Genomic DNA, 16,934 nt, shown 5'->3' with positions numbered 1-16,934 from the left:
TAACAAGCATATTTTGAAATGGAGCTAAGACAAATTATAGAGCAGGCATGGGACAACCGTGAACTGCTGAAAGAATCTGCCACAGTAGAGGCAATCCGCTCGGTTATTGAGGACCTGGACAAAGGCGTGCTGCGTGTGGCCGAACCGTCAGGGCAGGAGTGGACCGTGAACGAATGGGTGAAGAAGGCAGTGCTGCTATACTTCCCTATCCAGCAAATGAAAACGATAGAGGTTGGACCTTTTGAGTTTCATGATAAAATTGCGCTGAAGCGTAATTACGAGCAGCTGGGCGTGCGTGTGGTGCCTCATGCCGTGGCGCGTTACGGTGCGTTTCTGGCCAGCGGCGTGATCATGATGCCGTCGTACGTGAACATTGGCGCTTACGTAGACTCCGGCACCATGGTTGATACCTGGGCGACTGTTGGAAGCTGCGCGCAAGTGGGTAAAAACGTGCACCTGAGCGGTGGCGTGGGCCTTGGCGGCGTGCTGGAGCCCGTGCAGGCTGCCCCTGTTATTGTGGAGGATGGCGCCTTTATCGGGTCGAGAAGTATACTGGTAGAGGGCTGCCGCATTGGCAAGGAAGCGGTGATAGGCGCTGGCGTTACCATCACAGGCAGTTCCAAGATTATCGACGTGACGGGCTCAGAGCCGAAGGAGTATAAAGGCTACGTGCCGCCGCGTTCGGTGGTGATTCCTGGTTCGTATACCAAGAAGTTCCCGGCCGGTGAGTTCCAGGTGCCGTGTGCCCTCATCATCGGGCAGCGCAAGGAAAGCACCGACCTGAAAACCTCGCTCAACGATGTGCTGCGCGATCACGCTGTAGCGGTGTAGGTTTTATACTTACCAAATATAAAAGCCTCTCTCTTGCTGATGCTGGCAGGAGAGAGGCTTTCTGTATTTGGGGCAGGGCAGCTACTTATTCAGTATCACCTTAAACACCCTCGATTTTTCCTCCGTCTGTAGCTTCACCATGTATAAGCCCGACGCGAAGCGCTCTCCAAGGATCTCAATCCGGTTCATTTCACCGGCTCTTGCATCACCGGACAGGGAGGTTATCTTTTCGCCGGAGCTGCTGTAAATAGTGAGATGATACCTGCCGTCTCCCTGCGTGGCAAAATAGAGGGAAGTTGTATCGTTGAAGGGGTTGGGGTACAGCGCCCAGTCACAGCATTGCTCGTCCGGCAGTTCGTCAAAGGCTATCACTCCCGCCGTCTGTGAGCCGTTGGAAGCCAGGATGACTACACCCTGGTCAAATGTGTCTTTTGCACTGGTCGCATCGGTGTAAGGACCTTTGAAGAGTAGCGTTTCCGGAGTAAAGGATATATCGCTGGCTGGCGATTCCTTGTACACGATATCGTTGTTGTTTGCCATGGAGGTGTTGTAAACAACCCTGACTTTTCTGGCTTTCTCATTTAAAATCACAATAGGCCTGTCTCCGCTTGAAGATACCGGGTACAGGTCGTCCCAACTACCGGAGGGGCGCCTAATCAGCAGGGCCAACCTTGGGTGCCCCGCCGTGTTAAAGCTTGTTTTGATGGCGGCATACAAGGTACCATCGCTGGCAGAGACCAGGTTCAGGGTATTGCCTACCATGCCGCCTCCTACTTCCAGGGCGGACTGTGAGGAGGGAACTTCGTCCTCTGACCAGGAAGCGGGGTCGGCATCATCCGTGTGTACCTTGAGCCCATAGCGTTTTTTGGTTACGTCCGTCCACATGACCCCAATTTTGCCTGGTAGCGCCACAATAGAGCAGATGTCGTCGTTGGTTAAACCCTCTGCAAGCCGTACCGGCTCGCTCCAGGTAGTATAAGGCGCGTCGCTCCAGCGCACATCAACACTGGACGCTGCATCAGAGGCAAGCCACATCCTGCCTTTGCTATCCACCTCTATGGTTGCTGTAAAGGCGTCTTTCCCAATGTTGATGTCTACCTTTTCCGGCCGCTTTGACCAGAACTTATAGGATCCTGAGGCATACTCCAGCGAAACCATGCTGATGATGTCCCGCCCCCTGAAGAGCAGCACGTGCACCTGGTTGTCGACTACTTTGCAATCAGCTTTGAAAAGTGTGTCTGAGATTTTAAGCTGTCTGACCCAGGTATCCCCGTTTAGTTTCCAGACGTGCGTGCCTGAGGCATCGGGCAATACGGCCCAATAAGCGCCAGCGTAGGACCATACTTTGGATTGAGGCGTCTCGCCTGTGTCTTTGGTAGCGGGCAAGGGCTTAAGCTCGTTCACTTGCAGGAATCCTGTGGACTCCTGCGCTGCGGCGAAGATGTAGGATACCAGTAAAAGGCTTATAACTGTAAAAATTCTGATCATAAGAGTAGGGTTTTTTTCTGCTAAACTTTCAAACCTTTTTAATTGCCGGTTATACTTCGATGTGCCAAAGTATAAGCTATGCCTCTTAGCTTCGAGCGTTGCACGATTAGTAATATGGGAATGTGTAATTAGGAATTATAATGATATTATATGGTTTAGATGAAAAAAAGTTTTACTAAACAAAGGAATATTTGTGTTTGAGCCTAGGTTGCGACTATAACCTTGTTTTTGCTATATAGGGACGCATTTCCAGGTATAAATCTGAACACAGACAGAGCATCCTGATATGAATAAATGGTAGCTGTGCCGCTGGTGCCATCAATTGTTACCTGTGAAAAATACTTATAAAAGCCTGCTACTGTTTAACCTTCTCTCAAGGTCAAGTACTTTCCTGAAGTTTTGCTTCATGGAAGTATAGTTTCTCAGGGCATAGAGTTTATAAACGAAGGAGAGGAGCTTCAGCCTTAGGTATGTGGTCTCCTTTTTCCGGAAGGCCGAGGCCGTTCTGGTAAGCAAGAGCATTACCAGGCCTTTAAAATAGAAGATGAATACTTTCAGGAGGTTGACGTTGAAGTATAGCGCGTCTTTGCAGTTCTGGTTAACCCTTAGCCGGTAGGGGATCAGTACCGCGAGGCTTTCGGCGCCTTCCTTCATGAGCCGGTCGTAATAGGCTGCCGAGATACGTTGCTGCGGAACGAAGTGCTTGAACCGGAGCCTTTCGTCGTACCAGATTTCATACCCCGCCAGGGCTGCGGCATAGCATAACTCATAGTCGCCGCCTGCGCTGAGCTTTTTCCCTCTTCTATCAGACAAGAGCGGATGGAAACCAGCTTGCCTTAATTTCGCAAACACTGCTTTGCGCATGGTACAGCCAGCGCCGTAAACGGCATTATACTGCGTTTTACCGGAGGTTATGGCCTGGGGGCCACTGGCCAGACCGGTGAGGTAGTGCATCCAAGCCGGTGGCTCCTGCTCAAACACCAGCTCCCCGAAACCACCCAGGACGCCAATGCCAGGGTTGTCCTTCATCAGCTCAAAGGCAAGGTCCACATACCCCGGCGACAACCAGTTGTCATCATCACAGAACAAGACAAACTCGTAGGCTGCCTCCTGTAAGGCTAGCTCCCGGGCATAAGTCAGGCCTTTCTGAGGCTGGTGCAGCACCTTAAGCGGGGCAGGGCAGCTGAGCTTGCGCCATGTTGTGGCTGCAAGCTCAGCTGAACCGTCGGAGGAGGCATTGTCCACCACCAGAACTTCCCAGGCCACGCCCGGTTTTACCTGCTGACAGGCGATGTACCGCAACGTCTCCGGAAGCCGCGGAGCCCCGTTATAGGTGCAAATTATAATGGTGATACCTGTGTCCAAACTTTAAGGGCTATAAAAGTAGAGTCAGGGTAAGTATGTTTGCACAAAGTATGCTCCGTCTGCAGTTACATCAAGTTCACCTACTTTTTCAGGATGACCTTTTTTGTACTGGAGCCCGAAGGCGTGAGAAGCTTAATAAAATAGAGTCCGCTCGAACGGTTGGTCAGCTCCACTTCCATGGTAACCTCTTCGTGGCGGATGCCCTGTCCATGCTTAATTGCCTCCACCAAAGAACCATTCGCGTCATAAATGGCTATGGTGTATGAGCCACTTTCAGGCATTGTAAAGTTCAACTTAGCCTTGTCCTGCATTGGGTTTGGGTAAACTGACAGCCTGTAGCCGTTTTGCTCCGTAACTGCCTGTTCCGGTGAAGAAGTGACCACCGAGGCTACATCAGTGGCCAGGACAGAGTATGCCTGCTTGCCGGTGGAGGAAAATATCACTATCTCAGAAGTATAGTTTTCTTTGCTGCTGGTGGCATAGTCGCTGCTTTCCTTTATAAGCGAGAGCTCGGACCCAAATTTAATGCTGGAAGTGGAGGACTCCTTGTAGTGTATACCGCCGGCGCTTGGAGCAGCATAAATAACCTTAACTTTGCCTATTGTTTCATTTAGAATCACAATAGGGCGGTTGCCGGCTTTTGATACTTCGTAGAGATCATCCCAGGTACCCGATGGCCGTCTGACTAACAAGGAGATTAGCGGCAGTCCGGTTCTATACCCTGTTTTAACCGCACAGTAAAGGGTGCCATCAGAGGCTACTGCCATGTTTAGGTGGTCGTCCGCCATGCCATCGCCGCTTTCTATAGCCGACTGAGAGGCCGGAACCTCATCAGCTGACCATTCGGTAGGTGCAGCTCCATCAGCATGGGTCCTGAAGCCAAACCGCTTGGTGTTTTGGTTAGACCAGAGCAACCCGGTCTTCTTTAATGCAGGTAGGTAAACCACAGCGCAGATGTCGTCATCTGTAAGGCCGTTGGTTACTGCTATCGGCGTACTCCAAGTGCTGTAAGGAGCGTCACTCCACCTCACGTTCGCATTCCTGTCGCCGTTGGAGGCAAGCCACATCCTGCCTGTTCCGTCAATGTCGAGGGTCACTGTCTTAACGCCTGCATCCAGGGGAATGGATACGGCTGTGTTTCGCTGCGACCACATGGTATAATTACCAGCGGCTGGGGCATACTCTACGGAAACCAGCAAAGAGGGCAGTGCTGCGCCTCTGAACAAGACGATATGCACCGTGTTTCCGGATACTTTACAGTCCGCTCTTGTGAAAGCGCTCTCCGAGATGGTCAGTGCTTTTGTCCAGGTTGTTCCGTCGAGTCTCCAGATATGTGTGCCCTCGCCGGTGGTAGGTAGCACGGCCCACCACTTGCCGTCATACTTCCATACTTTAGATTGAGGCTGATCGCCCAGGCTTGTGTGTATGGGGAATGAGCTTAATGGGGTAATGGAAAGAAAGCCCTCCTTGCCTGCGTCCGGCTCGGGTTGTATCTGGTATGTTTCTGCGGTGGTAAAGCCAGTTACAATGGCGTTTCCGGCTCCGTCTGCAATGCCCGTCCCGTTGTCCTTCAGGTCCAGCCTGATCGTGCCTGTTCCCCCTATGGGGCCAACTGTCACATCGTATGCAGTGCCGTCCGAGCTGGCCGCAGTAGCTCCGGAAACGCTCGCCGTTAAGGTGCCCGACACAATGGTTGCCGTGAAGTCTGAGGCATCCACCCCGCTAACTTTTTCTGAGAAGAGAACGCGGTAGGTAACCGAGGTGGCACTGGTAGTGCTGTTTACCGGTATATGGCGCTTTATACTTGATACTGTTGGTGGCGTATTGTCTGGCTGTGTCTCTGCTTCTGCCGCGATGGTGAATGTAATGGTTAGGGGGGAGCCTGCTTCACCTGTTCCTTTGCTTCCGGTGTAAGGGGTTGCCTTCAACGTATAAGTGCCTGTGGCCGGTGGGTTCCAGCTGCCGTAGTAGTAATTGCCTTTTCCGTCGTCGCCGTGCAAGGCATAGGGGGCGCCATTATCGGTATAAATTTGTGTCTGTGCCCCGCTCAACTCAAACTTCACGCTGCCAACGGTTGAAGGAGAGGTGTTTGCCCTGATATTTAGCTTGCTCGAGGGCAAGGACGCCAGGCCTAGTACGGTTCCTTCGGTAAGGGCTTGTATATCCTGCTCGTTGGAGGAATTTATCAGCGTGAAGCTAGTTACCTGCTGCAGGCCCGAAGAGGGGGTAAAGTTAGCCCTGATAGACTTATTGGCATCCATGGTAACTGTTAACGGAACTGCTGTTCCGGTTGCGTCACCGCTCCAGCCAGAGAACACAAATCCCTGTGTCGGCACTGCTGTTAAGGTAACGGTGCTCCCGCTATTATAGGAGGCAAGGTCGGGGCTCTTGGTAACTGTTCCGCTTCCACTCACAGCTATAGCCAGTGTATATTGCTGCACTGCTTGCGTGTTTCCTATTAACTCCAGGTCGAAGGCCAAGTCTGAGGATGATGCTTTTGACTGATGCACCTCTACGGCTAGTACGTTAGTGCCTGCCTGGAAGTAGGAGGCTGGTATAGCGAAAGCCTTTGCCTCTTTCCCGTCATCAGCAGCGCCCGCCAAGGCCAGTGTTTGATAGGTGATGTCTCCGGTCGGCATGTTATCCCTGTATACTTCCTGGCCATTCAGGTAAACCACCACGCCGTCGTCTCTTTTCACTCTGGCTGTAAATGAGGTATATGCTGACAAGTCTGCTAGGGTAAAGCCCTTTCTGAAGTAGGTGGTGATGTATTTAGGAGATGATTTTGGGCCATAACTCACTACCGTGGCCGCGTCGGTTATTCCGTATCCAAACTTGCCGTTTCCGCTTTTCCAGCTACTGTCATCAAAAGCAGCTGCCCGCCATGTCTGTCCCTGGTTGGAGCCATTGTCAAGGTACTTCCAGCTCGAGTTAAAGGTGAAAACCGGGCTTTGGTTGTCCTGAGCGCCGGCTTGTGCATAAACTGCTAAAAGGAAAGAAAGAAGAAGGAGATGCGTAAAGTTCTTCATAGAGAGCTGCTTTTGATTTAACAAGTGGACACAGATACAACTTAAGAACAGGCAGCCAGCCGATATATGAAGTATAGCCAGGCTGCCTGTTTCAGATGCTTATACGAGCTAATTATAAATAATATGCTTATTAACCTAGAAATATTAGAACACAGGTTTGTGCTATAGCTATACAGCTTTCGGCGCCGGATTAAGAGCTCTTCTTATACTTACCGTTCAGCCCTTCATTCTCCTGGTAGCAACTCCGTCAACAGCTTTGGTCCTTCCTTAGCAGCACAACACATTCATAGGTGCCAAGGCCATGCATACGACCGTAGCTTACCTGTTGCAGTTGATTCCTTTCTGGAGCCTGCTACACCTTAGATACTATTTTCGTGCTGTAATTGACTGATAAAGAGTGTTTTATTGAGTGTTTGTACTTATCCTTGTCTCTGTTACTGACACAGGCCAGGAGAAAAATGCTGTATTCAAGAATAGCTGATTTATTGTCTACTGCAACAGGTGATACAGCGGGTGTATTGCATTTATCAAAAATCACATAAAGCTATATTAATCAACATAATGGAATATCATGCCCGGAATCGTAATAATAGATGTTATAAAGTATTTAAGCATTGATATAACTTATTTGATTCCACAGGGTGTAGAAATTATAACGTAAAAAAGAAGTTGTGGTTATTTAAAATGTTTTTTAGGCTAAAATTGGTAAACGGTTTTTAAATCTGAAACCAGCCCGTTTATCTTTGTCGAAGTCAAGTGAAGGAAAATGTCCAAAAACATGTGCTCCTGCTGTTTAACTTGATAATGGGTATGATGTTGAATTTTAGTGAGTTGAATTGCCTATGAAAAGACCTTTAGATTTTTAAATATTAGTTTTATTTAATATTAAATCTGTAACCAAACTTTAAAAACACGTCGCTATAGAGGCTAATAGAAATTAGGATAAATACAATAGCGTTTCTATAGCATCAGACAAAATTTCACCTTTTAGCCAACATACTTTTAGCCAAAAAATATGAATTCAAGATTCAAGTACATCCTTATGCCCCTACTTGTGGGCACAATCACAATGTCATGCGAGAAAGAAGAACTGGAGGACATGACACCAACCGCTGAACTTGGCACAGAAGCCACTGATTTAGCAACCTCTGCAAACCTGATTTTCAACGAGACTTTCGAAAGCGGAAACGGCTTTAGTGGTATTAAGCACCAGGCCAGCACAAACTATGGCTTTAGCGTGGTTTCTAACCCGGCCTTTGAAGGTTCCAAAGCTGGTCGTTTCGAGCTGAGAGACACCGATGCTGAGGCTAGCGGCGGAACAAGAACCGAATTCCTTTTCCCTGAAGATACCAGAGCCAAAGAGGGTTGGTACTCGTTTGCCGGTTATTTCCCATCTTCTGATTACGCTGACGAAAAGAGCAGAGACATCATCACGCAGTGGCACCAGGGTGGTGGATCAGGTTCACCACATACGGTACTGGTAGTTGAGAACGGCGAATTTATCATGCACGTGGGCGAGGCCCGCCTGCCACTTGGTAAAATGACGAAGAACGTGTGGCACAAGTTTGTGATCCACATGGTACACTCAGGAGGATCTGACGGTCTGATTGAAGTATGGTTGAACGACAAGAAGGTGGCGTCCAGATCAGGTGCTACGATTAAGTCAGGATATGAGCTTCCTCGCTGGAAAGTGGGTATCTATAAGTGGGACTGGAACGGAAGCGAGACTACGAACACGAAGAAGAGAGTGTGGTACATCGACAACGTAAAGCTGGGCAACAGCAAGGCCTCTCTTAGCGAAATGTCTTCTGGCTCTGGTTCAGGATCAGGTTCCGTTACTGAGCCAGCTCCAAGCCCTTCAGAGCCAACTTCTCCTGACGCTGGTACTTCTGCTCCATCTTCCAGTGCCGACATTTCAGGTTTCACCCTGATCGACTCTCACTATGAGAAAGGTGTGCTGCCTATCACAAACGGTGCACAAATCAGCCTTAGCCAACTGGAGTATACCAAGCTGAATGTTCAGGCCAACACTTCTTCTTCTGTGGAGAGCGTGAAGTTTGAGCTGAGCGGCGCCCAGAGCAAGACCTTTACTGATTCTGCGGCTCCGTTTGCCCTGCACGGCGACGACGGAAAAGGCAACTTCTACTACGGCAACTGGAACCCACCTGCAGCCGGCACTTATACCCTGAAGGCCACTCCTTATAAGAACGGCCAGGCCGGAACTCCGGTGTCTGTTACCTTTACAATTGTAAACTCTGGTGAGCACGTACTCCCTGAAAACGGCGGTTCTACTTCCGGAAGCAACGAGACGGCTCTTCCATCAACGAGCTCCGATATTACTGGCTTCACCCTGATCGACTCTCATACTGAGAAGGGTGTACAGACAATCGCTGACGGATCTGTGATTAAGCTTAGCTCACTGGCCTACACCAAGCTGAACATCCAGGCCAACACCTCTTCTTCTGTAGAGAACGTGAAGTTTGAGCTGAGCGGCGCCCAGAGCAAGACCTACACTGACAAGGGTGCTCCGTTTGCCCTGCACGGCGACGACGGCAATGGCAATTTCTACTACGGCAACTGGAACCCACCGGCAGCCGGCACTTATACCCTGAAGGCCACTCCTTATACAAATGGCCAGGCCGGAACACCAGTAACTATCAAATTCACTATCCAGAAGTAGGGAGTATAAAGACAGGCATGTTAGCTTAATGCAGTTTATCTACTGCTTCTAAGTATACATGATAAAGCAAAAGGGCACAGGTATTTCCTGTGCCCTTTTCTTGTTTCTATCTATACCTGCTTGATAGTCTAACAGAATGATAAATAGCGCGTAGTATTAATAATATATAAACTTGACACCTGCCAATCAATCCTATGGTCGCTAAGCTGCAGCTCATCCTTTACTCCTTTAGTATATATGGTGCACTAGGTCTTTTCATGGCACTAGCGGATTATGGCACGCCAGAGCTTCTTGTGGAGGAAACGTTTGAGGGGGAGTCATACTTCCAGGGAGCCAAGCTACAGGCTGCCACCGCCTATGGATTTAAGGTGGTAAATTCCCCTGTTTTTGAGGGAAATAAGTCCGGGCGTTTTGAGTTAAGGAACACGGATCCCGAAGCTAGCGGGGGGACCAGGGCTGAGTTCCTTTTTCCGGAGGAGACAAAGGTGCGGGAAGGCTGGTATTCCTTTACTGCTTACTTTCCCTCCGGCAAGTATAAAAGAGACTCAAGCTATGATCACATAAGCCAGTGGCACCAGGGAAAAGGCTCGGGGAGCCCGGCCCTGCTTCTGGTAACGGAGAACGATCAGTTTAAGATGCTGATAGGTGGCGACGGGCGGAAGCACCAGCGCTATGTGCTGGGAGAACTTGAAAAGGACAGGTGGCACACCATTACCATACATGTTATTCATTCTTCCGGAGAAAATGGCCTGGTAGAAGTCTGGCTGAATGAGCATGAAGTACTCCGGTACGAGGGGCCAACCATGTATGCGAAGTTCGGGTATCCGCGCTGGAAGGTCGGCATATACAAAGACGACTGGAACGAAGGCCGCACGACAGATACGGAAGAGAGGGTTTACTTCATCGATAACGTGCGACTGGCCACCAAAAGCCGACACTCTTGGGACCTAAACTAACTTCCCCTTTCTGTTGGAGTAGGTAGCTTTTCTGTTACGTTTTATTAAGCATAAATTAATATTAGAATTGATTAACATTTTGCCATGATATGCAGAACCTTTCAAAGTCAGCAGTAGTATATGGTATAAATAAAAGATAATATTTGACTAAAGACTCAAGTATAACCTCCTTATAATTTGTAACGACGCAATTTACATCTCGAGCTGGCATCCAATCAGTTTTAGAGGCAGGAACTACTATATCTAATGCTTTACCAATGAAGTTGACGTTAAGGAACATATCGGGGTGGCTGTTGGCATGTATCCTGATCCGGTTGGGCTATGTGAGAAGAGCATTGAACCGGACTTTAAAGGGGGAGCAGATGCTGTCTGTATACTTCCACAACCCCACCAGGAAAGAGTTTGAAACAAGCGTCCGGTGGCTGCAAAAGCAGGGGCTCAACTTGCTGAGTTTAGCTGACCTAGAGCGTATGGTTCTGAAACAATCGCCCTTTCCAAAAGGAGGGGCTATCATTACAGTAGATGATGGCTGGCAAGCAAACGAGAAAAATATAGTAGAAACGGCGGAAGCATATAAGGTGCCGGTAGGCATCTTTGTCTCTACGCAACCTGTGCAGGATGGAGCCTACTGGTGGTCTTACCTGGCTGCGGCAAGAAAGGCAGGGCTCTCCCCACCTGCCGTACAGGTACTGAAAGATCTTCCCAATGAGGAGCGCTTGCTTAAAATAGAGGAGTATAAAAAAACGATTCACCTCCCCAGAGAGGCAATGACCATTGAGCAGGTCCAGAGACTGTCCAGGTCGGAGTATATAACAATAGGTGGACACACGCACTCACACCCTATCCTTACGAACTGCGAGGACGATCAAGTATACTTTGAGCTACGGCATTCTAAAAGGACTTTGGAGAGCTGGACGGGGAAACTTATCTCCTACTTCACTTACCCGAACGGAAATTACAGCGAGCGCGAAGTGCAGGTTTTGGAGGGGCTGGACTATAGTATGGCCTTTACCTGTGAGCCTAAGCCCATAAGGGTGTTGGATACACAGCACAGGTTCTTACTTCCCCGGCTTGGTTTTTTAGAGGGTGCCTCGTTTGCGGAGAATATATGCAGGATGACGGGGGTATGGCAGGCCGTAATGCGGCGTGCGAGGGTTCCTTTCCGCAGGAAAAGAAGAATACCCACAGGTATCGGCACAACGTCTGTGGCTACTAAAAATGTAGCCTTTCAGTAATACTGCTAGCGGTGCCTGATAGGCTCCTGGGGATTGACTGCTGCTGGTAGCTAGTAGTAGTTGATGATGGGTTCGCCCTTAATTAATAGATTGTTAGTTGGTTTTGAGGTAAGGTATGAAGAAGTTCTCCTCTGTTATTGCGCCCAGATTTGCCATATGGCCCACACTCCCCCCAAGTATACATCTCAAAGAAGATAACGCCTGGCTCCCTTTTCCATTGAACCAGGAGAACTGCAGGATTTTCTCCCGCGCGCGACAGGCCATCTGGAGCGCGTGCAAGGCGCTGGATCTGGGTTCCGGAGATACCGTGCTGGTGCCGGCCTATCACCATGGTTCCGAAGTAGAAGCGCTTGTACAGGCGGGGTTAACTGTGAAGTACTACGAGATTAATGATGCCTTAGAACCTGATGAGGTAACCTTGCTGCCGCTCCTGGATGAAAACGTAAAGGCTTTGTACCTGATCCATTACCTCGGCTTTCCGCAGGACGGGGCTTTTTGGCGCAAATGGTGTGATGATAGAAATCTGCTACTAATTGAAGACGCGGCACAGGCCTTTCTGACCACAAAGGATGATACGCCGGTAGGTGCTTTTGGGCACATGGCTGTATTTTGTCTGTACAAGACTTACGGCATACCAGATGGGGGAGCGGTGGTGTCCATTAAGCCACCACAGCCGCCGCAGTTACGTGCCGAGTCCGGGTACTGGCGCATGGTAAAAAGACATTTGAACTGGATTGCTACCAGGAGAGGGGAGGTCGGTTTTTTTCATGCCCTTGTAAAGCCAGCCATCGCCTGGTGGAAACGAACGAACGACAGGCCGCATGCAGAGTTCGACATGGGCAACCCGGATACGCCGCCATCGGTTATGAGCAGCAAGTTGTTGCCTAAACTTCTTTGCCAGGAAACAGCCCGGAAGCGCAGAAACAACTATGAGTTCTTGCTTGAACACCTGGCTGGGATGGTGCCAAGGCAGTTTGCGTACCTGCCGGAAGGAGCTTGCCCCTTTGCCTTTCCGCTGGAAGTACAGGATGCACAGCAGTTCCTGGCAAGGCTGCGGCGCCGGGGTATTCTGGGCTTGCTCTTCTGGATCAACCCGCATCCTTCTTTGCCTGTAGAAGATTTTCCTCGCAGCCGATTTCTACGTGAACGCGTATTGGCACTGCCAGTCCATCAGGAGCTAACCGAACGTGACATGCTAAGAATTGTGCGGGCTGTGCGCGAATGCAGCGCATCCCTGCCGACCCAGTTTGCTGCCGTAGTTTAAAGCAGCTGTATCCTTTTATACTTTGCTCTGATACGCAGGCTAGCTTAAGTTCTACACTATGAAAACTTTAATTAAACATGAGGAAGACAATGAACCTTATAAGGGTATAATAGGGAAAGCCCCCCTGAAAACAGAGCTGCATGTTGGTAAGCAGGTGTTCAATGCACTCCTGGATCCTGCACTCAAGGCAGAGTGGGATCTACTGTATGAGGCATGCACGTGGTGCACGGTATTTCAGAGTCGTGTTTTTGTGGAGACCTGGTATAAGGTATTCAGGGAAGAGTACCTGCCCATACTTGTAACAGCCACCCATGAAGGCCACCTGGTCGGGGTGCTGGCTATGGCCTTGCCAAGATACTGTGTGGATGAGCACGAAAGCCTTCTCAAACCTGGCAAAATTGTAGGTGCGGGCCAATATGACGCAGAGTATCAATGCTGGCTTTCAGGTGCGGCATACGGAGAAGACTTCATAAAGGCGGCCCTTGCAAGTATAATCCACAAGTTCCGGGGCTGTGACATCCATTTTAGATACCTGCCGCCGGCGCTTCCTCTAAACTGGGCAGAGGCAGACCCTTATTGGCGGAACAAGGTCGTGCTGCAGGCGGTTCGAAGGCCTTTGATGGCGATGGGCTCTCCAGAGTTCCCAAAGCTGTTTAAGAAGCCCGAGTTCAAGAATAAAGTGAATCGCCTGAGGCGCCTCGGGAACCTCAGCTTTGAAGTCGTTACGGATAAGAGCTACTTCGAAGAGATTCTGCCAGAACTCGTTATCCAGTATGATTTCAGGCAGGGGGCGATGTTCAATAAGAACCAGTTTTCAGATAACCCGCTTAAGACTGAGTTTTTATTAGCCATTTTCGAGAAGAAGCTCCTGCACGTATCCGTGCTTAAAGTAAATGAGGAGGTGATGGCGGCGATTGTTGCTGTGGCCGGCAAAGGATGGGTGCACCTGGGTGGGATAAACACGCATGCGCCTTACCAGGCAAACTACTACTCGCCGGGCTTTGTGCATTTCATTATGTTGGGCAAGCTGCTGGCCGAGAGCGGCGTTGAGGTATTTGACCTTACGCCCGGAGGAGATGCCTACAAAGAGCGCTTAGCCACAGACCATGATCAGGTATATGAAATGGTAATACCGGGGAGTACCGTTAGCGGCGCCAAAAGGCGGATTAGAAAGCATTTATACAACAGGTTGGTGCAGGCCGGTAAAAGGCCCATGAGCGTTGAGCTGGCTATCAGGAAAAAAGCCTATCTGTTTAAGGCACGCCTGAAATCGGTTATAAATCCGCACACTGCTTTCTCCACGCTGTTCCGTTTGCGAGCATCGCATAGCCCGGATGAGAAACCATCGGTTGGGATACCCGCGGAACTGCGTTATGCTGACGGAAGTATACATGTTCAGGAAAACGATTTAAAGCACTTGCTGGCCTACAGGCCAACGAAGCATGATCTGACGCGATGGGAGTTCCTGGAGGCGGCCATGCGGAGTTTAGAGACAGGAAAGTGCTGCTATACCTGGTGCGAGGACGGGCAACTGCAGGCATGCGCCTGGCTTGGCAGTTCAGAAACAGTGCCCTTAAAGCCGGCTCTTCCCAAAGGGTCGGCAGTGCTGGAGCTTACGTACTATTGCAAAGCGGTAAAAAGAATGCTGCCTGCTTTTCTCACTGAAGCTGCACGTCTTGTCCGGCAGCAGAGAGGCACCCCGGTATATTTTGTGGATAATGGCCATGGCACGATATATCTTGATAATGTTTCAAACTAGTCTGGCAAAACTGATAGGGTAAGTACCGTATTATATAACTCTAACTAAAGCATCATCACAAACAGCACTAAATGCACAAGTCTATGTTCCGGTTCACAACCTTGGGTGTTAAAACAAAGCGTATAAGCTCTGGTGGAAGGGCTAAGTTGGAAGTGCTGGTAGGGGAGGAGGTATGCGACCTGCTGCAGGAGGATGATTTCAGGCAGGAATGGGAAACCTTATATGAGGCTTGCCCATGGGGTACGGCCTTTCAGAGCTATACCTATGTTACTACCTGGTATGAAGTATACAAAGACACCTACAAGCCCATACTTATTGTTAGCTATAACCGGGAGGGAAGGCTTGATGGGGTTCTTGCCTTGGCAGTGGATGGGCAACGACTGATTGTGGGTGCAGGCGCTGAACAGGCAGAGTATCAGGTATGGATCGCGCGGCCTGAAGTGGAGGAGGACTTCGTGCGCAGTGCCATGCAGGAGTTAACGGAGCAGTTCCCTGGCAGTAATATCCGGTTAAAGTACGTGCCAGATGGAGCTAGCCTGAACTGGACTAACCGAAATTCCTATTGGATAAGGCATTGCCTGGTGCGAACCGTGAAGCAACCGCTAATGGTCATAGACGAGGAAAAGCTAAATGCAGAGCTTCGGAAAAAGAACAGAAGGGAAAAGATGAACCGTCTGAAAAGGCTTGGGCATCTTAATTTCGAGCGGGTAAATACTGCCGGGCGTTTCAGGGAGGTTATTGACGAGTTGACGCTGCAGTACGACTTTCGGAAGGGTGCCATGTTCAACAGGACACTTTTCCGCACAGACAGCCTGCGTAAGCAATTCCTGACCCTCCTGTTTGAGAGAGGCCTGCTGCATACGACCTTGTTAACTGTTGATGAAAAGGTGATAGCCTCCAATGCCGGGGTTACCGGAAAGGGATGGGTGCACTTACAAGGCCTGAATACCCACTGTCCCACCTTTGCAAAACACTCCCCCGGTATACTCCACTTCCTGCTTTTAGGCCAGCTGCTGGCAAAGGAAGGGATATCTGTTTTTGATCTGACGCCCGGAGCTGATCCCTATAAAAACATACTTGCCACAGATTACGGAACAGCGCACCAACTTGACATTGTCGGAGGCTACGCCAAAGTTGTCAGGGGGCTTACCATGGCCATGAGGCGGCAGCTTATGCAGGGCGCAATGGTGATGGGGGTCAAGCACGAAACCCTCAGAAAACTCAAGAAGAAGTTTATGCAACTACAAGGCAGGGCTGGCATAGGAAAACTGAACCCCGTCGTAGATAAAGGAACCAGCCAGGCCCAGCTCATACTTGTCTCAGAACCCGGCATGCCGCAAGACGCAAGTATAGCGATACAATACTGTAGCCTGAAAGACCTACTGGACTATGTGCCCGATGCCGGGCAAACACGATGGGAGTTTCTGGAGTCTTCCATGAGGCGCCTGGAGGCAGGGGAGCGCTGCTATACCTGGAGCGAGAAGGGCATGCTGCGCGCTTGCGGGTGGGTTGGTATACCTCAGGCAACCTTGGAAGTATCATACCAGGAACAAGTTGCTGATGGTTCTATCCTTGAACTCACCTACTACCATACTTCGGCAAAAGAAAAGCTTCCTGCCTTTTTACGCGCCGTTGCCGGGCAATTACAGCAGGATAATCCGAAGCCTGTCTATGCCTTAGTCAGTGGAAAGGATTCTGCTATACTTTCTGTTCAATTAACTTCAGTAAAATCTCATTGTAAGTTGTAACATTTTTTAGCTTCCTATATTAGTGGAGAAACTTTTATTCATCATTATAACATGGGCTGTATTAGTGTTTGATGAGACTCCAGGTTACGACAAGAAATAATTTTATAAATATTTTATTCAATTTCTGGAGAGCGGTCACCAGCTTGTTATTTCATAATAAAGTATTGTTTGCACTTTGGCTACCACGAACTGTCTATCTACCCTGAAAAACTATTGGTTAACCAAAATTGAATAAAATTGGGATAAATCAGGAAATGGATTGACCTGTTTCTTTAAAGTATTTTTAGTGAAATTTATAAATATCTAATATTATCCTTCTCTATTATTGCAACGTACAAGGAGTGTGAGTAAGATTAATTGTTTTATTTTAATTTGATTTAGGAATATGTAATATTTTATTTATACAAAGTCGGATATACAGGACATATATTTGTGTTGGGATTATTCAGCTCAATTAGTACCTAAATGGCTAGAAGCTGATGGTAGCCGCTTGTTCTAAAGTAAAGCCGATCCTACCTTATATTACTCCACTGAACTTATGATTAATCAGATTAGAAGGGCAGGACGTATTATGCTTCA

General features: G+C 49.2%; 10 protein-coding genes. 7 read left to right on the top strand and 3 right to left on the bottom strand.

The window, feature by feature from the left end; translation table 11 throughout:
- Positions 1-18: 18 nt before the first annotated feature.
- A complete protein-coding gene (locus C8N40_RS17005) occupies positions 19-831 on the top strand; it encodes a 2,3,4,5-tetrahydropyridine-2,6-dicarboxylate N-succinyltransferase (RefSeq protein ID WP_092098775.1) in 813 nt (270 codons plus the stop codon).
- Positions 832-912: 81 nt separating this feature from the next.
- On the opposite strand, the gene C8N40_RS17000 is transcribed toward C8N40_RS17005, so the two are convergent.
- The 3 genes from C8N40_RS17000 to C8N40_RS16990 form a co-directional block, all read right to left on the bottom strand.
- Positions 913-2,319 (bottom strand): T9SS type A sorting domain-containing protein, encoded by a 1,407-nt coding sequence (locus tag C8N40_RS17000; protein ID WP_108213009.1) that lies wholly within the window; start codon positions 2,317-2,319, stop codon positions 913-915.
- Positions 2,320-2,661: 342 nt separating this feature from the next.
- The gene (locus C8N40_RS16995; RefSeq protein ID WP_108213008.1) at positions 2,662-3,684 is read right to left on the bottom strand and encodes a glycosyltransferase; all 1,023 of its coding nucleotides are present in this window, start codon (positions 3,682-3,684) and stop codon (positions 2,662-2,664) included.
- A gap of 80 nt (positions 3,685-3,764) precedes the next feature.
- On the bottom strand, positions 3,765-6,713 hold the full coding sequence (locus C8N40_RS16990; protein ID WP_108213007.1) for an InlB B-repeat-containing protein: 2,949 nt from the start codon (positions 6,711-6,713) through the stop codon (positions 3,765-3,767).
- A 1,015-nt stretch (positions 6,714-7,728) separates the two neighbouring features.
- Between C8N40_RS16990 and C8N40_RS16985 the strand changes: the two genes are divergently transcribed.
- From C8N40_RS16985 to C8N40_RS16960, 6 genes are all read left to right on the top strand, one after another.
- Complete coding sequence (locus C8N40_RS16985) at positions 7,729-9,393, top strand: polysaccharide lyase family 20 protein (protein ID WP_108213006.1); 1,665 nt, start codon at positions 7,729-7,731, stop codon at positions 9,391-9,393.
- A gap of 257 nt (positions 9,394-9,650) precedes the next feature.
- A complete protein-coding gene (locus tag C8N40_RS16980) occupies positions 9,651-10,349 on the top strand; it encodes a polysaccharide lyase family 20 protein (protein ID WP_170114137.1) in 699 nt (232 codons plus the stop codon).
- Positions 10,350-10,606: 257 nt separating this feature from the next.
- Positions 10,607-11,584, top strand: coding sequence for a polysaccharide deacetylase family protein (locus tag C8N40_RS16975; RefSeq protein WP_108213004.1), 978 nt, complete (start codon positions 10,607-10,609; stop codon positions 11,582-11,584).
- A gap of 217 nt (positions 11,585-11,801) precedes the next feature.
- Positions 11,802-12,848 carry a DegT/DnrJ/EryC1/StrS family aminotransferase gene (locus C8N40_RS16970; RefSeq protein WP_211318132.1) on the top strand — a complete coding sequence of 349 codons (1,047 nt, stop codon included), beginning with the start codon at positions 11,802-11,804 and terminating at the stop codon, positions 12,846-12,848.
- 58 nt (positions 12,849-12,906) lie between these two features.
- A complete protein-coding gene (locus C8N40_RS16965) occupies positions 12,907-14,607 on the top strand; it encodes a GNAT family N-acetyltransferase (protein WP_108213002.1) in 1,701 nt (566 codons plus the stop codon).
- 71 nt (positions 14,608-14,678) lie between these two features.
- Positions 14,679-16,355, top strand: a complete 1,677-nt coding sequence (locus C8N40_RS16960) for a GNAT family N-acetyltransferase (RefSeq protein ID WP_108213001.1) — start codon at positions 14,679-14,681, stop codon at positions 16,353-16,355.
- The last annotated feature ends 579 nt before the right edge of the window (positions 16,356-16,934 follow it).

The sequence above is a fragment of the Pontibacter mucosus genome, assembly GCF_003054055.1.
GTDB lineage: Bacteria > Bacteroidota > Bacteroidia > Cytophagales > Hymenobacteraceae > Pontibacter > Pontibacter mucosus.
Note: the sequence above shows the minus strand (reverse complement) of the source record. Positions and strands in the feature narration are given on the sequence as shown.